This window comes from Xanthocytophaga flava, assembly GCF_030068545.1.
GTDB classification, from domain to species: Bacteria; Bacteroidota; Bacteroidia; order Cytophagales; family 172606-1; genus Xanthocytophaga; species Xanthocytophaga flava.
Window position 1 is genome coordinate 202,336 of record NZ_JASJOR010000005.1, and the last position, 20,920, is coordinate 223,255.

The 20,920-nt window shown below is 38.5% G+C and carries 14 protein-coding genes and 1 tRNA gene; 8 read left to right on the forward strand and 7 right to left on the reverse strand.

Going from position 1 to position 20,920, the window contains the following annotated elements:
• The first annotated feature begins 427 nt into the window (after positions 1–427).
• Complete coding sequence (locus tag QNI15_RS09835) at positions 428–4,354, forward strand: PAS domain-containing sensor histidine kinase (RefSeq protein WP_314031576.1); 3,927 nt, start codon at positions 428–430, stop codon at positions 4,352–4,354.
• Between the two features lie 224 nt (positions 4,355–4,578).
• Entirely contained in the window at positions 4,579–5,817 is a 1,239-nt protein-coding gene (locus tag QNI15_RS09840) for an NUMOD4 domain-containing protein (RefSeq protein WP_314031577.1), read from the forward strand.
• A gap of 30 nt (positions 5,818–5,847) precedes the next feature.
• Here QNI15_RS09840 and QNI15_RS09845 read toward each other — a convergent pair whose 3' ends face one another.
• The 6 genes from QNI15_RS09845 to QNI15_RS09870 all read right to left on the reverse strand — a co-directional run bounded on the left by QNI15_RS09845 (position 5,848) and on the right by QNI15_RS09870 (position 11,498).
• Positions 5,848–6,777, reverse strand: coding sequence for a bifunctional riboflavin kinase/FAD synthetase (locus QNI15_RS09845; RefSeq protein WP_313997712.1), 930 nt, complete (start codon positions 6,775–6,777; stop codon positions 5,848–5,850).
• A 70-nt stretch (positions 6,778–6,847) separates the two neighbouring features.
• The gene (gene truB / locus QNI15_RS09850; RefSeq protein WP_313997714.1) at positions 6,848–7,561 is read right to left on the reverse strand and encodes a tRNA pseudouridine(55) synthase TruB; all 714 of its coding nucleotides are present in this window, start codon (positions 7,559–7,561) and stop codon (positions 6,848–6,850) included.
• Positions 7,551–8,045 carry a hypothetical protein gene (locus tag QNI15_RS09855; protein WP_313997716.1) on the reverse strand — a complete coding sequence of 165 codons (495 nt, stop codon included), beginning with the start codon at positions 8,043–8,045 and terminating at the stop codon, positions 7,551–7,553. The genes truB and QNI15_RS09855 overlap by 11 nt, the downstream gene beginning before the upstream one ends.
• Positions 8,046–8,108: 63 nt before the next feature.
• Positions 8,109–9,821, reverse strand: a complete 1,713-nt coding sequence (locus QNI15_RS09860; RefSeq protein ID WP_313997718.1) for a sodium:solute symporter — start codon at positions 9,819–9,821, stop codon at positions 8,109–8,111.
• 437 nt (positions 9,822–10,258) lie between these two features.
• Positions 10,259–10,870 (reverse strand): superoxide dismutase, encoded by a 612-nt coding sequence (locus QNI15_RS09865; protein WP_313987811.1) that lies wholly within the window; start codon positions 10,868–10,870, stop codon positions 10,259–10,261.
• A gap of 181 nt (positions 10,871–11,051) precedes the next feature.
• Complete coding sequence (locus tag QNI15_RS09870; protein ID WP_313997720.1) at positions 11,052–11,498, reverse strand: nucleoside deaminase; 447 nt, start codon at positions 11,496–11,498, stop codon at positions 11,052–11,054.
• A 144-nt stretch (positions 11,499–11,642) separates the two neighbouring features.
• On the opposite strand from QNI15_RS09870, the gene QNI15_RS09875 reads away from it, so the two are divergent.
• The 6 genes from QNI15_RS09875 to QNI15_RS09900 all read left to right on the forward strand — a co-directional run bounded on the left by QNI15_RS09875 (position 11,643) and on the right by QNI15_RS09900 (position 17,937).
• Positions 11,643–11,716: transfer RNA gene (locus QNI15_RS09875), tRNA-Arg, on the forward strand.
• A 267-nt stretch (positions 11,717–11,983) separates the two neighbouring features.
• Positions 11,984–13,120, forward strand: coding sequence for a site-specific integrase (locus QNI15_RS09880; protein WP_314031578.1), 1,137 nt, complete (start codon positions 11,984–11,986; stop codon positions 13,118–13,120).
• Positions 13,121–13,268: 148 nt separating this feature from the next.
• Positions 13,269–13,817, forward strand: coding sequence for a DUF4468 domain-containing protein (locus QNI15_RS09885; RefSeq protein ID WP_314031579.1), 549 nt, complete (start codon positions 13,269–13,271; stop codon positions 13,815–13,817).
• The gene (locus QNI15_RS09890; protein ID WP_314031581.1) at positions 13,817–15,196 is read left to right on the forward strand and encodes a putative phage abortive infection protein; all 1,380 of its coding nucleotides are present in this window, start codon (positions 13,817–13,819) and stop codon (positions 15,194–15,196) included. The genes QNI15_RS09885 and QNI15_RS09890 overlap by 1 nt, the downstream gene beginning before the upstream one ends.
• 65 nt (positions 15,197–15,261) lie before the next feature.
• Complete coding sequence (locus QNI15_RS09895) at positions 15,262–16,044, forward strand: Abi-alpha family protein (protein WP_314031582.1); 783 nt, start codon at positions 15,262–15,264, stop codon at positions 16,042–16,044.
• 246 nt (positions 16,045–16,290) lie between these two features.
• Complete coding sequence (locus QNI15_RS09900) at positions 16,291–17,937, forward strand: ATP-dependent nuclease (protein ID WP_314031583.1); 1,647 nt, start codon at positions 16,291–16,293, stop codon at positions 17,935–17,937.
• Between the two features lie 74 nt (positions 17,938–18,011).
• Here the strand turns inward: QNI15_RS09900 and QNI15_RS09905 are convergent, their stop codons facing one another.
• Positions 18,012–20,909, reverse strand: coding sequence for a hypothetical protein (locus tag QNI15_RS09905; RefSeq protein WP_314031584.1), 2,898 nt, complete (start codon positions 20,907–20,909; stop codon positions 18,012–18,014).
• Positions 20,910–20,920 lie beyond the last annotated feature (11 nt).

Sequence of the window (20,920 nt, forward strand, 5' to 3'; positions counted from 1 at the left end):
ATATGCTTGTACTGTTTTGAATATCAGTCAATTATTGTATTTTTTCAGAGGAAGTACATAATTGAAGAGGAAGTACATAATTGAAAATGAATTACTTACAGAATATACCAGCTTTGAAGCAAACAATCTATATAGAAAAAAGTTATAATTCAGCCTTCATATCTCCAGCTATTGATATACAAACCAAGTTGCAGCCCAAAAGATGTCTTTGCAGCTTTATAAAATTATACTAACTAACTTCTCATGAAAAGACACTAGCAAAATAGGATAGACCCTAATCTTATTGCTAACAATAAAGCTGAGGATGAGCATTGTTATGCCTTAGAAAACGAATTGAGTAGCTTTATAAATCAAAGAACGGAAGCAGAAGTTCTGACGTACAAGTATATTTCTTTAGAATTATTTAAACGAATTCATAAACGTTCCTATGTCTGAGTTGACTGTTGCACATGCTTATGAGGATGAAACTGAGCAACTATTGTCTCAATTGCGAATGATATTAGATCAGTTGCAGCCCAATTTGCAGAAGATTAATCAGATGAATGATACAAAGAAACAATTGAAAGAACAATTGTCTCTGGCTATACAGAATCTTTCTGCATTTAGACAAGTTGCTTCAGAACTCAAAAGTGGAGGCCGTCGGACTAAATCTATACCCAAAGGAACATCCGCCCAGGAACAGGAATTTAACCTGTTTCGTCTTGTGAGTGATGTGGTGCCTGACGGGATGTTTATTGTAGAAAGTGGTATTATTCAGTATGCTAATCAGGCAGTAGCTAAGCTTCTGGGTGTTGAAAATCCTTCATTACTTCTTGGAATGCTTGTTACAGATGTGATCGTAGCGCCTGAAGAAGATATGATTTTGCTACAGATGCAGAAAGCAACAGCTGGAGAACCTGCCCAGCCATTGATCGGAAAGTTCCTGCGTCAGGATGAATCCAGGCTGGATGTAGAACTATTTATCTCTAAGGTATCTGTAGGAGCCCTTCCAACGCTATTAATCACAGCCCGTGATCTGACTGATAAAATACAGGCACAGGATGCAAGAGAACGCTTGGAGTATTTGCTAAAGGAAACTTCTTCTGTTATTTATGCGGCCTCTCATATGCCTCCTTATCATGTTACCTACATGAGTGAGAATGTATGGTTTATGACGGGGTACTCTGCACAACAGTTTATAAACGATACAGAGTTCTGGATGTCCCGTATCCATCCGGAGGATAAAAATATCGTTTTATCCGGGCTGACGCATATTTTTGAGGTAGGGTTTCTGTCTATAGAATGTCGGTTTTTGTTTGCAGACGATCAGTATCACTGGGTATATAATCAGTTTCGGCTAACCTATGATACTGATAGAAATGTAAATGGGTTGGTTGGGTGTTTGCTGGACATTACAGACAAGAAGAAAGCTGAACAGGAAGCAGCTTTACTATTGGAAGAAACACAACGTTTCAATGAGGAACTTCAGGCAAGTGAAGAAGAATTAATGCAGACACTGGATAAGACAGTCGAATTAAATAATGAGCTGGCTGCCAGTGAAGAATTTAACAGGCTGATTATTGACAATGCCAATGAAGGAATTATCGTTTTTGATAACGATTGCAAGTACCTCGTCTGGAATAAATACCTGGAACGGCGAACTGGACGATTGGCAAAAGATATAATTGGACAATCACCCATAGAACTATTTCCTGAGATTTATGGTGAAGATGCTCCTTTTGGTGAAATTCTGAAACGGGCGTTAACTGGTGAAACTATCATATATCCAGATACAAAGATAACTCTTGAAGGGAGAGAATTATGGGTTTCCGGATCTTTCAGTCCTTTTCGGAACAGAGATGGCGAGATGACAGGTGTCATTGTGATAGTTAATGGCCGCACCGAACAAAAGCAAGCTGAATTGGAGATAAATCGTCAGAAAAACCTCTTGCAGGCTTTCTTTGATGCTGCACAGTTTTTTATATGTATTTATGAGGTACAGGAAGATGATTATTCCCTGTTATTGCCTAATAACTATCTGGCTAAAAGATTTGGTCTAACTGTAGAGGAACTTAGTGGCAAAAAAGCTTCTGAACTACCTATTGCTGAAGCTGTACGGGAAAATTGGCTCAATCTTTTAAAGCGGTGTCTGAAAGAAGGAGTTATAGAGCAGGTTGAATTTGTCCAAAACTATGCTGATCAGGGACCACGATGGTTTTTCTGCAATTTTAATAAAATAGAAGGTACAAACAATGTCTGTGCAATTCTGATAGATATAACCGAGCGGATGCAGATTGAGGAAGAAAAGAATAAGGTTCTTCTGGATATGCAACTGCTGAACACTGAATTGCAGAGAAGTGAAGCCAAATTACAGGAGGCACAGAAAATTGCCAGGTTAGGAATGTGGGAATATGACCTTGGATTGGATTATGCTGAATGGTCAGATGAACTATTCCACATATTTGGTATCACGAAAGAACAAGGATCATTAAGTAGAGCAGCTTTAATTGAAGCTACTGATCCTGAATATAGAGACTTGCTTATACTATCTTCGCAAAACGCAGTTGAAAAACAACAAGAGTATAGAATTGAACTGAAAATATGGAGGCCTGATGGAGACTTTCGCTGGCTTTTTATGATGGGGCAACCTATAGTTGATGAGACTGGAGTGGTAATCCGGCTAAGAGGTGTATGTTACGATATTACACAGCTAAAAGTGGCCGAGGAAGAAAAAAGCAGATTGCTTCAGGAAACACAACAGCTAAACAAAGAATTACAAGCTAGTCAATCTAAATTAAGAAAAGCTCAACGTATTGCCAGGTTAGGTATATGGGAAGTAGATGTGGCAACCCGAACCTTAGAGTGGTCTGAAGAGTTGTTTCACATATTCGGTATTGAAGATACTTCTGAGGCACCTACACTCAGCACATTCTATGAAATGGTCGATCCTGAGTTTAGGGCTTCTCTGAAGGCATTGGGGGAGGCTGCCATTTTCTTTGGGGAGTCCTATGAGATAGAGATGCGTATCTTACCAAGGGATATTGCGTTTCGCTGGGTGATTGGAATCGGACAACCTGTATATGATGATTCAGGGAAGGTGGTACGGGTAGTAGGCGCCTGTTATGATATCACGGAACAAAAGTTAGCACAAAATAAGATCAGAGAGTTACTTATCCTCTCCAATGAGATCAATGACAGATTGCTTACCAGTGAAGAAGAACTTCGGCAATCTCTGGAAAATACACTGGAGTTGAACGAACGGATTATGGAAAGCGAACAACGATGGCAGTTTGCTCTGGAAGGAAGTGGAGAAGGGCTATGGGATCGAAATATGCTTACCAATCAGGTGTATTTCAGTGCACGGGCCAAAGAAATACTAGGCTTCCATACAGATGAGATTGTAGACAGATCAGAACAATGGCTGGATAAAGTACATCCGGATGACAGAGAGTCTGTATTACAGGCTCAGTTACAGCATATTAATGGAGAAGTAGAAGTATATCACGCCGAATACAGAGCCATGGGCCGAAATGATGAATACTTATGGTTTCAAAGTAGAGGCAAGGTTATCGAAAAAGATGCACTAGGGCGTCCTTTACGAATGATTGGTGTGATTCAGGACATTACTGAACGAAAGAAGATCGAAGAGCAGCTCAGACAACAAAATGAGGATCTGAAAAAGATTAATGCTGAGTTGGATAGTTTTGTCTACCGGGCTTCCCATGATTTGCGATCTCCTTTGACATCGGTCTTGGGGTTGATAGATATATGCCGCTCCGAAGATGAAGAAAAGGAAAGAGTACATTATCTGAACCTGATGGAAAAAAGTATTGCCCGTCTAGATACATTTATTCAGGATATTATCAACTATTCTCGTAACTCCCGTATTGAAGTAGTTCAGGACCCGATAGACTTTGGACAACTTATTCAGGAAACTATGGATGGGTTAAAGTTTATTGATGGATTTGATAACATAGAAAAAAAGGTCACGATTAATCAGCATATACCTTTCTACTCAGATGAATTTCGTTTGAAGATCATTTTTAATAATCTGATTTCTAATGCTGTAAAGTATAGATCTTCTGCCAACCGTACACCTCAGATCCATATTCAGATCACCGTAAATGCACAAATGGCTATTATGGTATTTAAGGACAATGGAATGGGCATCTCAAAAGAAAATCTGGGTAAAATATTTGATATGTTTTATAGAGCGTCTATGACGAGCAAAGGTTCAGGACTGGGACTTTATATTGTAAGAGATGTAATAGAACGGCTAAAAGGACATATCTCTGTTGAATCGGAACTGGATAAGTGGACAGAGTTTGTCATTCGTGTTCCTAACATACTTCCTCAGGAAAACACAGACGAATAAAAGAAATCTAACTAACCAAAAGCACCAGAAGCAAATCACTTCTGGTGTTTTTGTTTTATGTCACCAGAACAAGATTAGAAAACCTGATTTATAGTTCTGGATGAAATAATCGGTTTGGCCTCAACAATATGGCGTTTCGTCGCTTAATGGGGAATGCCTATGGTATAGGGAAAAAGATAGTTTGTCTTTGCTGTATAAAATCTGAACGTGATCCGTGAAAATTTATGGCTGAGAAAATCAAACAAATCACACCAGAACGGAGAATCACATTTGATTCTGTTATCAATGTTCTGACAAGTCATTCTCTACGGGATTTTCCCCGCGAGGAATGGAAAGAAATACCAGGATTTGAAAACTATCATCTGTCTAATTATGGACGATTGAAGTCTCTGTCCCGACGAGTAGAAATGCCTCAGGGGCGTTTTCGGATGCAACCCGAGCGAATTATGCGGCTTTTTGTAACCAAAAGCAAGAATACCTATCTGAATACAGAGTCAATCCATATCAACTGTTCGCTAGGTAAAGAAGGAAAGAAGAAACGGATAGCTCTGGCTCGGTTGGTGTATTACCTGTTTGTGAGGCCCTTCGATCTGGAAGATTATAGTCTGGTGGTTTCATACAAAGACTGTAACAGTCTCAATGTCCACTACACCAATCTGGAACTGCTATCTATCAGCGAACAGAAATATAAGATGTTTGCGAAAGGCAGAGCCCGAAGCTGGCGCGCAGATCATAAGCAAGCTGTTATTCAGTATACAGTGAGTGGTACCGAAATAGCACGTTTCGAAAGTATTTATGCCGCTGAAAAGGCAACTACTATTCCTTCTGGTAGCATCTACACTACGGTATCTGGCAAAAGTTATACAGCAGGAGGATATCATTGGAGGCTCGTTGATCCTGCTCTTCAAGCAGCAAAAAAGGAAACAGAAATAAAGACAGAAGATCCTATTGAGTTTAATCTTTCTTTATGGGAAAAGGCCGGTAAACCCAAAATAGACAAAGTCCTAATTCCTCCTTATCTGAATCTATCACTGGAGGATATGGAAGGGGAACAATGGGCAGATCTGGCACACTACCAGGGATTGTATCAGGTATCTAATCTGGGGAGAGTCAAAAAGCTGGCTGGCTGGAGTAGTGCTACACGAGGTAAAATCTGGTTGCCTGAACAAATTATGGCTCTTCGTCTGAATAGTGGTAAGACAAAAGATTCGGAAGGACAAAACGGCAGATACCTATCTGTAAACCTGACAAAGAACCGACAGAAAAAACAGATCTCTATCGCCAGGTTGGTTTATTGCTGTTTTGTGGCACCATTTGACCTGGCAGATCGTAACCTGGTAGTTATTTCTCAGAACTCTTTGCTGCCAAGTACCAATAACCTGCAGCTTATATCTGTAAAACAACGCAAAGAAAGAGAAAAAGCCCGAAGACTACAGGAAAAAGTCTTGGCTGATATTTTCTGAGTATATAATGGCATTACTGCCCTGTAGTTACTAGTATTTCTTTAGTAATTGCAGGGCAGTTTGCTTATCCTGTAGCAATTGAGCTTTTAGGGCGTCAAGGCCATTAAACTTCTGCTCATTGCGAATCTTTTCAATGAAGGAGACTGTAATATCTGTACCATAAATGTCTTCATCAAAATCAAAGATATTTACTTCGGCTGTACGATGTGTACCATGTATAGTGGGACGCATACCAATATTCATCATTCCTCCATGGATTTTATCAATCACCTGTACCCGTACTGCATATACTCCATCTGCCGGAATCAACTTATAGGACTCTGAAACATGTATATTCGCCGTAGGATAACCAATGGTACGACCCAACTGATTCCCTTTTACTACTACTCCTGTCAGGCTGTAAGCCCTACCCAGGTATTCTGCAGCTATATGTACATTACCTTCCAATAACGCCTGCCGAATCTTGGATGAACTTACCCCAACATGGTCTACATCCTGGCGGGGGATTTCCTCCACTTCAAAGCCATACAATGATGCATTCTGTGATAAATGCTCGAAGCTACCTTCTCTATTACGTCCAAACCGGTGATCATAGCCAATGACTAGCTTCTGGGTACCAATCTTATCTACCAGTATCTGGCGGATAAATTGTTCAGAAGTTAACTCAGAAAAGTCACGGGTAAAGGGTATGATTAACAAATGCTGTACTCCCTGTAGTTGAAGCAGTTCTATCTTTTCTTCTATAGTAGATAGAAGGTGTAGATCTGTGGCTTCTGATACGACTGTACGTGGATGAGGCCAATAGGTAATTACTACACTTTCCCCACTAGTAGTTTGAGCTATTTCGCGTAATCGTGTCAGAATCTTCTGATGACCCAGATGTACTCCATCAAATGTACCACTGGTAACAATAGCGTTTGATAGTTTATGAAATTCTTCTAATGTATGGTAAATATTCATCTGGTAGCTGATTAAAGACAGATAAAGGATTTTCAGCAATGACTCACGATCTCACTATACTCTTATCTGTTTACACATCCTTTTTGTGCAAATTTATAAAATCTTCAATGCTCTGTGCATTTTCTAATCGAAACTCTCCGATACGGGTTCTGCATAATTCAGACATATAGGCTCCAGACTCCAGCAATTGACCGAAATCTCGTACCATACTGCGTATGTAGGTGCCTTTGCTGCATACAATCCGAAAGCTTACTTCTGGAAGCTGTATCTGAGTAATCTCAAATGCTGAAATCAGTACTGTACGAGGTTTGATCTCTACATCTGCTTCTGTTTTACCTTTGCGTGCTTTATGATAGGCGCGCTTGCCATCAATACGGATAGCAGAAAAGATTGGAGGGATCTGTTGTATTTCACCTGTAAGTTTTTGTGCTGCTTCATGAATTTTCTCCACCGTAATATGATCTGTGGGGTATTCTGCATCAAACTCTGTTTCCAGATCAATAGAAGGTGTTGTTTTACCCAATACCAGTTTACCTGTGTATTCCTTTTCCTGAGCCTGGTAGGTATCAATCTGCTTGGTCATTTTTTCGGTACAAAGTATCAGCAGACCTGTTGCCAGCGGATCAAGTGTACCTGCATGTCCGATTTTTTTGGCTTTTATAGCGAATTTGAGTTTTTTAACAACATCAAAAGACGTCCAGCGTAAAGGCTTATTAATAAGAATAACCTGACCCGGATTAGGAGGTATGGGTTGATTTGACGTAAGAGGTGTACTATCCGACATGTAACATAAGAATTTTTTCGGGTTCTATCTTTTGCAGGCAGTTATGCAGAAGTTCTATAGCCAGTAGTAGTGATTCTCCACTTGACTGTTTTTCTTCCGGAGTTTCGTAATATTCCTCTGCAAAATAACGCAGCTTGTCTATGGACAATTGCGAGGGTGCAAGTTTATGAATAATTTTCTCTTTATCTCTGTATGTAAACAGAGTAATTGTTGCTCCTCCCGTGCTTATGCGGTTTGCTTCCTTTGCCAGTTCCAGGTCACTATAACCAAAAACATCATCAAAGTATAGAAACACTTGTGTATATATCCAACCAGCATAAGGGTAGTCTTCTAAAAACGTTGTATAGGTGTAAAAATCTTGTATGAAAGGAAACGTTGTTTTCTTTCGTCCCCACCACAATCTGGTCTCAACAGGTTTCCATGCTTGTTCAACGGCTTTTAAATGTTCCTGATTCAACAAATAAAATGAAGCATGACCCGACATAGAGGTATAAATAAGTTGTTACAATTTTTATAGGCTGAGTCTCTCTTTACAGATAGAGGAAGATCATTCGATTACCGTTTCGCTTTTCTGTAAGACCCCTGCTTTCTTTTGAAACAATTCTATAGGAAAGGCAAAAATAATCACCAGAATACAACCAATTACATTATACCAAAGGAACGCAATAGGAGTCAGCCAGTATAGCAGAAAAACAGTAATCTGAGCCAGAATAGCTCCATAGAATACTGCATAGCTACGAATGCGGCGTATATAGAAGGCACAAAGGAAAATTCCCAGAATTACGCCATAAAACAATGACCCCAGACGGTTAACAGCCTCCAGCAAATTGCCCAATTGGCCTGCATACAAAGCCACTACAATGCTAAATACTCCCCAGCCAACAGTAATCCAGCGAGACGCAGTCAGGTAACGGGCTTCTGATAAGTCCGGGCACAAAATGCGTTTGTATACGTCTATAATAGTAGTAGAGGTAAGCGAGTTTAGAGCTCCGGCTACGGAGGACATAGAAGCCAGTAACACAATGGCAATTAGCAAGCCTACCAACCCGGAAGGAAGAAAACGTGTGACAAAGGAGAGAAATACATAATTGGTGTCCTCTACTTTTTCTACCTTCTTGTCTTGCTTAATCAGATTTGTAACCTGAGTACGTACCTGCTGCATATGCGAACGGGTAGTATGAAACTTCTGTTCGGCTTCCACTACGCCTTTGTCATCCCGCATTGCCTGTATTAGTGTGCGGAGGTCGTGTTGTTGTATCTTGAATAAGGAGTCTTGTTGATATTGTAATGCATTTACCTGCTGTGTATATCCATGATTGTGGAGTGCATCCAGCTCTATATGGTTGAAAAACAGAGGAGGTTGTACAAACAAATAAAAGACAAATACCATAGCCCCAATAAACAGAATCCCGAACTGCATAGGTATCTTCACAATTCCATTCATCAATAAGCCAAGACGGCTCTGAGTTACAGAGCTTCCGGACAGATAACGCCCTACCTGTGACTGATCAGCACCAAAGTAGGAGAGAGACAGAAAGAAACCGCCTATAAGCCCTGACCAGATATTATATTGATTATTAGGATCAAACTTGAGATCAATTACATTGAGCTTGTCAGCTTTGCCTGCTACACGCAATGCATCTGCAAAGGTAATATCCGGCGGCAGTAGCTGCACAGTCAGAAAGCCGGCCACCGCCATTCCACTCAGAATAATAATCATCTGGGTAAGTTGGGTATAGCTTACAGCTTTGGTGCCACCACTTACAGTATACAGCAATACCAGTATACCGTTAAGTACACAGGTCCATTGTACACTCCAACCCAAAATTGATGACAACACAATGGCCGGAGCATAAATACTTACGCCTGTAGAAATACCTCTTTGAATAAGGAACAAGGTCGCTGCCAGCGTACGGGTTTTCAAGTCAAATCGACTTTCAAGGTACTCATACGCTGTATATACGTGTAATTTATGATAGATAGGTACTGCTGTTATGGACAACACTACCATAGCTAGTGGAAGCCCGAAGTAAAACTGCACAAAGCGCATTCCATCGCCATATGCCTGACCCGGTGCAGACAGAAATGTGATTGCACTGGCCTGAGTGCCCATAATTGACAGACAAACAATATACCAGGGAAGGGAGCGGCTTGCCAGGAGGTAATCCTGCATATCACGATTACGGCGCCCTTTCCAGATACCGTATACAACAATAAGAGTGATAGTGGCTATAAGTACCAGCCAGTCAAGTTTGGTCATTCCGGTTCCGAAAGGTGGTTTTCGAATGTATATGAGTAAAGCTGTTTAGTCAGGAACAGCTGAAATATCCTGGCTGCAAAAAGATAGGATTTTTGCCACAGATACAATACTTACGTGGTGAACGGTAAATATATTTTACTCAAATGATTTTGTGAACCAGTAAAACAGCAGAATAAGTGCTACCAGATTCAAAAGGACAAAGCTGTACATCCGAGGCCAGGTATTGAGAAAAGGAGGAAGTTCGTTTGTTGTATCGTTATCCCTAATCGTAAGCATTGAATCAAAACAGAAAGCAGCGTAAATACTAATTTAATTTCAGTTTCAGAATAGCCGGATCAATTATAGAGGCTATATATAAATTGCATGGTCTTAACAGCATTTACGAGCAAAAAGCCCGCCAAAAATAGCGGGCTTTTGTTATTTTTATAAATTAAAGCTTATTTTTTAGCTGCTTCATAGTGTTGGTTTGCTGCATCCCAGTTTACTACGTTCCAGAATGCACCGATATAATCAGGACGCTTGTTCTGATATTTCAGGTAATAGGCATGTTCCCATACATCCAGACCCAATACAGGAGTTCCTTTTTTCTCCGCTACATCCATCAGAGGATTATCTTGATTAGGAGTAGAAGTGATTGCCAGTTCTCCGCTAGGCTCAACAATTAACCATGCCCAGCCAGAACCAAAACGACCTACACCTGCTTTGGTAAATTCTTCCTTGAATGCATCAAAAGAACCAAATTTTTTGTCAATAGCAGCAGCCAGTGAACCTGTAGGTTTGCCGCCTTCATTTTTCTTCAGGATGTTCCAGAAGAAAGTGTGGTTCCAGTGACCACCACCATTGTTGCGAACAGGTGCTGGGTATTTGCTTATATTCTTAATCAAATCTTCAAGGCTTAGATTGGCCAGGTCAGTCCCATTTACCGCGTTATTTAAGTTTGTCACATAAGCCTGGTGATGTTTGCCATGGTGAATTTCCATAGTTGCTTTGTCAATAAATGGTTCTAGCGCATCATGAGCGTACGGAAGGGGAGCTAATTCAAATGCCATAAAAATAAATAGTTTAAGGTTGAAAGTTGAAAAATAGTATAAGTTATTATTACTAAAAAAGGGTTATGGATAATCTTTGTTTAGTATTTTAATTAACACGAGAAAAAACAATTAGTTTCATTGAATTGGCTTTTCTTTCATAAAAGAAGCATTCTTTGACTCCTATTCTCCCGTTATATGATTAGTTTCTAAGGCGTTGAAAAAAGGCTTTTATCAGCGATTCGGATTCTGCTGCCAGCACACCTGATACTACCTGTGTTTTGGGGTGAAGCAGGTTCGTATCTTTCCCTGCATACCCTCGTTTATCATCCGAAGCCCCATACACCAGCCTTCCTATCTGCGCCCAGAATAGTGCTCCTGCACACATTACACAAGGTTCCAGAGTGACATACAGTGTGCATCGGTTCAGGTATTTAGCATTCAGATGCTGAGCTGCAGCTGTAATCGCCAGCATTTCTGCATGTGCTGTCACATCATGCAGCTTTTCGGTCTGGTTATATCCTTTGCCAATGATTTTTCCTTCCGCTACCACAATCGCTCCTACAGGTATTTCTCCTTCCTCAAAAGCATAATAGGCAAGTTCAAGTGCCCGATACATCCATGTCTCATATGTAGGTTGACCAATCATTATCTGTGAATCATGTAGTTTTTCTGCAAAAAAAGAGACTTTCCGGAGAAAATTTAAATCTTTAAAGATTTTTTTTGGAGTTTATATTTTTATCTCTACCTTTGCAGCCCGTAAACGATAGAACAACACGTTTTATGTTTATACGGACTCGTAGCTCAATTGGATAGAGCATCTGACTACGGATCAGAAGGTTTGGGGTTCGACTCCCTACGAGTCCACAACATGTTAAGTACAGCCCGCAGATTTAATACTGACGGGCTTTTTTATTTTCTGCCCTTTCAGGATATCCCCAAAAAAAGCCACTTACAACTATTTTCAAGCCCGATTTGACGGAATTCGCTTGCTCATTTTTCAATAAAAATTGAAAGTGGATTTTTGCGTAATTTCTTATGTATACTAAATAGTGAAAAATTTTTCGGTTACTTTATTACACAAAAGAGATTAAGAACTTTTCAATCCTAATCTCATAGTAACATGCTTAAAAAATGATTACTCTTTTTTGGTTGCGTAAAAATCAAGCCAATCGCAAAGGCGAGTGTCCTATCTGGTGTAGCATATCGATGCATCAGTCCAAAGCCGAATTCTCCTGCAAAATATCTGTTCACCCTGACCAGTGGGATCAAAGAACAGGGTCTGCAATAGGCAAAAACGCCGAATATATCAATCCCCATCTTGAATTGATAGAAGAGAAACTACTTCGTATCAAACGCCAGTTGCAATCAGACGAGAAAGAAATCTCTCCACAAATAATAAAAGAGATGTTACTTGAGAAGAAAGCAAAAGCCGCTATTTTTAGCGATTTGGAGAAAGAACATTATACTATTAAGATACTACGATTAAAGTCCAATTCTGTTAAAAATGAAAACTCACACAGAGCCAATCTTAACAATTTTCTGAAAGAGACTAAACAGCAGAATATTTCAGCTGAGGAAATAGATGAATCTTTTATGGATGATTTTGAAGCCTATCTGGATTACCATGTCAGTAAAAATCATAATTATAAAATCAGACATCTTCGACTTGTAAAACAGATCCTAAAGTGGGCAAAGAAGAAAAAGAAGATAAAAGATAATCCAATCGAGAACCTTGCCTGGGTTAATGGAGAAGATGATGCCACACCCATACTTTCTTCCTATGATGTACATAAGATTGAAAGTACCATCTTTAAGAACGAAGCGTTGCAACAGGTTGCTGATCGGTTCCTGATCCAGGTTTATACTGGCTTCAGCTATATCGACCTGGTGAACTTTCAGCCAGACATGGATATTGTTGAGAACTTCATAAAGAAGGAAAGACAAAAAACGAATGTAGAGGCAATTATACCCGTATTGGACAAATTAAAAGCTCTCCTGGCTAAATATGGAGGAACACCACCACATATATCAAATGTGAATTATAACGGTCATTTGAAGAGTCTGGCTACTATCTGTGGCATTCGGATTAACCTTACTACACGTGTTGCCAGGAAGACTGGGGGGCAGCTCTGGCTCGATTCCGGACTTAGTATAGAGGCTGTTTCCAGGATATTAGGACATTCCAATATTCGGACAACACAAAAGTCTTATGTCAAAGTGACTGAGACCAGGATAGAAATGGAGATGAAGAAAAACGGTCTGTGGTAATAAATTTGTAGTTACAAAAGGTATTTTCCCCGTATTTATTTGGGTGAAAATACCTTTTTTCTTTCAGTAGGAAAAATGCTTTTTCACGGCTACAAACCATTTTTTTATAAATATCTAATTATTTATTCTGTATCAATCTGTACTTTAAATGAAAACATTAGTTTCAATTGCTTTACTACTCATTTCTTCTTTCTCCCTTTTTGCACAAGTTACCCTACCAATCGATCCAACAACTAATAAAGTGTCCTATACGGAAGTTGTTGAAGTTCCAGGAATGACAAAAGATCAATTGCATGCAAAAGCAAATGAATGGCTGGCCAAAACTTATAAGTCTGCAAATGATGTAATTCAGATGAATGATAAGGAAGCTGGAAAGATTATAGCCAAGGGAACAACCAAAAGCTATCTTCATTCAATGGGTAAAGATTGGGATGCAGGATACTTTAGACATACTCTTACCCTTAGTTTTAAAGATGGAAAATTTAGATATGAGTTTACAGATTTTACCCATGATGGAACTGGAGGAAATGGAACTGTCTCAATGGGACCAGTAGAAGGCGAGAAGGGAGCTGGAGGGATGAGTGCTCCAAATACTAAACAATGGAAAACTATGAAGGAGGATCTTGATAAGAGAATGAAAGCTATTGTTGAAGAGCTGAAAAAAGCAATGATTTCCACCAAGGACTCTGAGTGGTAATGAGAAAGGTTTATTACTTTATATCTGCTATTCTCATAGTAGTTGGTGTGATTTGCTCTGGAGTCTTTCTAGGAGTCTTTTTACAAAAGACTCCAGATGTAAAATCAGAGTACATGATAGATCCTGCTATATGGGGCCAATTTGGTGATATAATGGGAGGCGTAGTAGGAACAATATTCTCACTAGTAGGAGTCATTCTCCTTTTTGAGACCTTAAGCGAACAGCGAGCAATATTGGCAGAACAACAAAAAGAACAACGCAATCTTTTTTCGGAAGAACAAGAAGAACAACGTAAGCTTTTTTCGGAAGAGCAAAAAGAGCAACGAAGACTCTTTCAAATACAACAAATTGAATCCAGATTTTTTGAATTACTCGCATTGCATACAAGTAATGTAGAAAAAATGTCTTATGCAGTTGATGGAGACGTGATTGGAAATAGGTCGATTCCTAATCAAAAATTTGAAGGGAAAGACGTTTTTAATCGGATTAAGGTGGAATTTGATTATGTCTACGAATATATCACCAAACATTATTCGTTTGAAAAATCTAGAAAAAGTAATACAGAGTGGATATTAGATTGTATTAGAGCTACTTATAATATAATTTTCTTTGGTATTGAACCTAAAACGCAGGAACTAAGGCTTCATGTATTACGAGCATTCATTTCTGACAATTATTTTTTTGAAAATTTAGCTGCTCATGGTTTTTCTCAAGGGAGCTCGCCTATCAAAGAGCAGGGTCTATTTATGATCAGATTACAAAGGGGTTTATATGGTGGCCATCAATCCCGATTAGGTCATTATTATAGGACATTGTTTCAAATTGTAACATATATAGATAATCAGGATTCTTCACTTCTAAGTGATACAGATAAGTACAGGTATATTAAAGTGCTACGTTCTCAGCTCTCTACTCAAGAACAAGCTATTTTCTTTTTGAATGCCTTATCCCCACTTGGAAACAAATGGAATGCAAACAGCAATACTAAAGAAAGTTTAAGTTTAATAGCTTTTTATAAGCTTATAAAGAATATCCCACTCGGATATTATGAAACTATTAGTCCAAAGCATTTCTATCCTGAGATTATATTTGAAGATATTCTTCAGAATGAAGTAGTTGGTTATCGCATATTTCAAATTACAGGAGAGGCATTGGCTAAGGCAGGTTTTACAACTTTAGATGAGGTAGTACATAAGGTTCAAGTAAACAAAGATGTACCATATATTGATGAGGTTATTGTTACACCTTCTTTAACACAGTTCTTGCCAAATGATGTTCTTCATACTGTTCTTATGCCTTTTACAATAAATTTTACTTATGATGAAATGTACACCCTAGTAACTGCACTGGAAGATGCTGTTAAATCACAAACTAATTAATATCTGTGTAGCATAAAGTGTAGTAATTATATATTTAAAAAGAAGTCAATCCAACAAAATAAAAGATGGACCAGAAAGCTATTACTGATTTACTAGGATTACAACCTATAGCAAACGCAGCTGAATCAATTACAGAAAAGTTTTTAACTGCTATCTCTATTGTTTGTAAGCCCGCATTCGAAGAGCTAGGCTATCTAGCCAAAGATCAAATACGTCGTTGGAGGCTAATGAATATTTTAAAAATGCTTCAAAAGGCAAATGGAAAGCTTGAGTATACTGATGGAGAATTGCAAATTAAGGCAAATCCAAAAGTAACTTTAGCTATTATGGAAAATGCATCGTTAGAGGAAAAGGATGAAGTACAAGAGTTATGGGCAGGGCTTTTTGCTTCCTCTTGTACAGATTCCGGAGAAGATGATCAAAATATAATTTTTGTGGATTTACTAAAGCAACTTACAGTAGTTCAATCCAGAATTTTAAAATATGCTTGTGAACATTCTATAAAAGTACTTTATCCAACTGGCTTTGTAATGTCAACAGAATTGAAAGTAGATCTTCAAAAACTACATGAGATAACTGGAATTAATGATATTTATCGACTTGATAGAGATATGGATCATTTAAGCTCTATTAAATTAATTCATGGTTTGGTAGCTGGATTTGTTGCAAATACTGAAGTTGTAGAAGCAGTTATTACACCTTCTCCCTTAGCTTTAAACCTATATGTTAGATGTTTAGGCAGTAGTAAAACTATAAGAGAATATTGGAAAGAGTCTTTAATAAGTGAAGAAGAGATGAAAGAAAGGAAATTACATACTGCTCCTATCTTCATTTCAGCAACAGAGTAAAGTATTGAGAGGAATTTCAGCAATAAAGTAAATTGCACTAACCCGTTATTTGCCCTATACCCCACAATGGAACAAGCTTACTAACGAGTTTAGTTTTTCCTTAGAAAAATTTCTTAACATAAGAGGTGTTATTTTACGTCCCTCTTTTATGTCCTATCCGGCATAGGCAAAAAATCATAAAAAAAGCATTGTATTTTTCTTATATCACTTATTAACTATGTTTACCACCCAAATTGACTAACTCAAATGATTTCTATTGAGAAAATTAGTATTGTAGATAGAGGGCTCTTTAAAAAAGTATGTGTATTAGATGAGCTTAAGCATATTAATGTTATTTGTGGAAAAAACAATTCTGGAAAATCAACATTACTTGAGGCTATCCAAAATGTTGAGAAACTCCAACAAATGACACTTCAGATTCCAATTGAGGAACTTAGTTCAAGTATACTATTCCATTCTAAAGAGGAACATAGAAAAGGATCTACCATTTACAATAATATAGTTCCAGAATTGATTGAAAATCTCAAAAAGGCAGATATCAGTTATGTATCTATTCAAACTGGAGAAGAAAATTTTTACGATTTTTATAATGAGATAAGTAGGTTATGTGGGTTTTTACCTCTTGACCGATCAAGTCAACAATCTCTAAACTCAGGAGTAAGTATTGAACTAATATTTGCTAATAGTCCTTTTGACATGTTCAGATTTAACTTGTTAAAGCAAGTATTTTTAACTATACCTATAGGTACTTCTCATACTTTTTTAATGATTCCATCTAAAAGAGAACCTGAGATTAGTGCTAATCTAGTAAATTCAATTCCTTCCACATTCAATTTTTCAAAGGGAAACGATTTAATCTATTATTTATTTTATGCCAAAAATCAACCTACAAATAATTATTTGTATAAAAGATATATTTTATTAATACAAGTGTTTTCTGAAGTATCAGGAGGCTATAATTTTGATGTAAACTATTTTGCACGTGATAATGCACAAAAGCAGTTATCATTACACTTAGTTTTTTCTTCAAATACAGTAGCAGATCCAAATTGGTATTATGCTGATAGAGCTAGCTTGGGATTAAGAGATCTACTTGTCATTCTTTCTTATATTATACTTCTTGATTCTCATATTATTCTTCTGGAAGAGCCTGAAAGTCATTTACATGCAGAGGTGCAACGTAAATTGCTAGGATATTTTAATCGATTAAAGGATAAACAATTCTTTATCACTACACATTCTAATGTGTTTCTAGATAGTAATTTTGTTGATAGAATATTTCATACCTCTATTGAAGATGGAGGTCTAAAGTTGAAAGATACTACCAATAAAGCAATCTTACTCCAAGATTTAGGATACTCCGTATTTGATAACTTAGTTGCGGACTTAATTATCTTAGTAGAAGGACCAAGTGATAAACCTGTATTGGAAGATTTCTTAACAAAAATGGATATATGGGGAAAATATAATATTAAGATATGGGCATTAGGAGGAGATATAATGGATAAACAAGATTTAAAGGTTTTTTCTGAATCAGCAACAGTAATTGCTTTAGTTGATAATGATCCTGGAAGTGATGATAAGCGAAAAGCATTTATTGAAAATTGCCAAGTGGTTAAGATCGATGCCCATAGATTAAAAAGATATAGTATTGAAAATTATTTTACACTTGAAGCTTTAAGAAAAGAATTAGGGGAGCGTATTCCTTCAGATTTGTCTACAATTGATCCTGATAAAAAACTGGAAAAACAGATTAACTGGGATTGCAAGAAGAGTAATCGAAATATTGTACGACAAATGTCTTTAGACGACATCTTGGGTACAGACTTATATGATTTTTTGGAAAAAGTAAGAAAACTATGTGAAACCAAGCTACCATCAATTAAGGCTTAATTACATAGTGAGAGAATAAAACTCAAGGCAAAGAATATGATATTATATACATTTCTTTGCCTTGAGTTTTATTGTTATCCAAAAGAACTCTCAGTGTCTATCTCATTCTGCAATTGTTGCATTGCATTATGTTCTGAAAGAACTGTATAGGCTTTGAGAAGTGTTGGAAAGTTTCTTACTCCTATACTAATATCCTGAAGTAAGGTGATCATCTGTCCAGTCAGATCCGGAGCTGATGCGCTTGATTGATTGTTGGAAGAAAGAGCACCTGAAGCAGAGCCTGTAGTTATAATCCCTCCATCCTCAAATCTACGGCTCACAATAGGAGCTCCATTCCGGTATAAACTGCTGTGCAATAAAGAATCGACAATCTCACGATTATTGGCATATGTATTCCTGGATAATATCATATAAGGCTCACCACGTTCCCATTCTCCCAGGTGTTCACCAGTTGCTCCATCAATCATTTTGATTCCTCCATTACTATGAAGCTGGCCAGCTGAAGGAATACCAGCTGTCGCATTAATTTTACCACCCTTCGCATATTGCAATGGAGTCGATGCTACTTTGGCAATCTGTAAAGCACCAATTACACCCGCTGCAATGGCTGAAGGAAACGGAGGAATAGCAGGTTTTGCCATAGCTGCAGTAACGGCAACAGCTGTATTAATAATAGCTTCACCTAACTTTACCTGCTTATCGATACGTGCCTGGCGTCTTTTAATCTCAGTAGTTTTCTTTTCCGTTTCCGCTTCAGCAGCCTGAACAGCAGCATTATATTGATCCTGGTTTAGGCGTTTGGCGTTCAACTCAAACTTTAGAGCATTTACCTTTTGGTTCTTGGTATTCTCTGCAGCTTTGATTTCCTTTTGTGCACTAATTCCCGCAAAATCAGAAATTGACTGTAATCCTGTCTGAGCAATATTGATTAAAGCTTGTTGTACTTCCTGGCGTTTTTGTAGTTCATAGGCTGCTCTTTCATCAATAGCTTGCCTTTCTAAATCTCCTTTCTGGATGATGAACTCAGCTTCAATTAGCTGTTTCTCACTTTCAGTAAGATTCTTGTTTTCTAATTCTATTTGCTTTTGGGTTTCCAGCCGTTTGATCTGCATATCCAAAATCACCTGCTGCTCTGCCTCATAATTTGCCCGATCCTTAGATGTCAGAATCCATTTTTTACTTCGTATTTTATCCTGTTGATCTGCTACTAATTGTGCCTGTACCAAATCGACGTCTGCACTGGCCAGCATAGCTCTACGTCTACGATCATCATACTCTTTGGCAAAGTCTTCATCGGATTTACGACGTTTTTCTTTATACTTATCCTGGATCTTGGATACTTCAGATTGCAGACTTTCCTCAATGGTTGTAATCAGTTCCTTTTTAGTATTAGCTGATGCTTTACTTTGTTCTACTCCTTCTACTTCCCGTCTGGCTCTGAGAGCTGCCTGAGCAATCTCCCTTTGCTCATCATCTTTGATGGCTGCCACCCATAAATCCTGAAGTCTTTTGATAGAATCCGCTTCTGCTTTTTCCTGTTCTTTCCGGAGTTTGTCAGCGTCTTTGGCTGCCTTTTCTGCATCTTTTGGATCAATAGGTTTTGGCTTGGCTGCTTCTTTCTGTTTTTTGATATAGTCATCTAAAGCTATTATCCGGTCATTAATAGAGGTCTTTTCCTGTTCAGTAAGATTCTGACTTGATTTAAGTGTACCTGCAATAGATTGTTTGACACTTTCAGCAGCCTTGATCTGAGCCTGGCTTGCCGTGTTGCCCAACTCCATAAGACCTTTGGCGATAAAGTTGATTTCCTCCATATCAGCCTTTAACTCTGTATTAAGCGTACTAGCTGCCACACTCTCTTTGATCTGTTCTATAGACATAAAAGCTTTGTTAGCCATATTGACCATATCAGCCAAAAATTCAATCACTGCACCAAACAAACCCGTTTTGCCACTACCTAAGGTATTGAGCAAATTGTCCCAGGAATCACCTAAGTTGGAAACTTTACCAGAAGCCGTTTCGGCCTGGTTAGCCATGCCACCTAAAACACCAGGCATTTCTCCTAATCCATACAAGTATTCAGAAATAGCTTCTGAGTTATTTTTAACTACTGCAGTCTGATTTTTAAAGGAAAATGTAACCTGATCACCGCTCTTACTGGCTTTAATACCAAATTCTTTGAGCCGTTCAAACTCTCCAGTCTGAGCATCCAGGAATGCTTCAATATATTGATCCAGTGATTTTCCCTGACTGGAGGCTGTATCTCCCAGTGCTACCAGCTGCTCACGAGTTGGAGTAATGCCTCGGTTTATGAGTTTGACATAGGAATCTGTCCATTCCTGAACGGACATCGGAGTAGTTGCTGCCAGATCCTTGATCTCAGCCATAGCCGCTTTTGCCAGTCCCTTCGATCCTAATGTGGTTGCCAGTACAGTTTCCAGTCGCTGAAACTCTGAAGTAACATTATAGATTGCTTTTCCAAATTCAATGATGGCTGTGATGGAAAAAGCTGCAAGCATAGCAGGACCCAGCTGTCCTACCATGTTTTTAAGACTGGTAAACCCTTTTTGCAGAAAACCACTAGGATTCAGATTGTCATTGATTCCTTTGATTTCTGCATTGACATCGGCTATTCGTTTCTTTACCTGGTCGAACTCCTTGGCTTTATTGATAAAACTTTCTGTACCTGGTGTGAGTGTTTTTAAATCTCTGGCCAGCTGAGCTGCATACCGATCCAGTTGCTGCAGGTTCATGCCCATGATTCCATACTCCTTCCGGAGTTTTTCCATGTCAGCATTGACCTTATTCAATTCCTTCTGCTTGGCAATGAACTCCTCACTGCCTTTTTTCATGGTTTTGAGTTCCTGGTTGACCAGATCTGCTTTTCGCTGCAAGTTGTCCAGTTCGGTTTTCGCCTCCTGACCCATGATCTGCAGATTGACCTGGACATTATCCTGTCTTACGTTTGCCATAGTTATAGCTT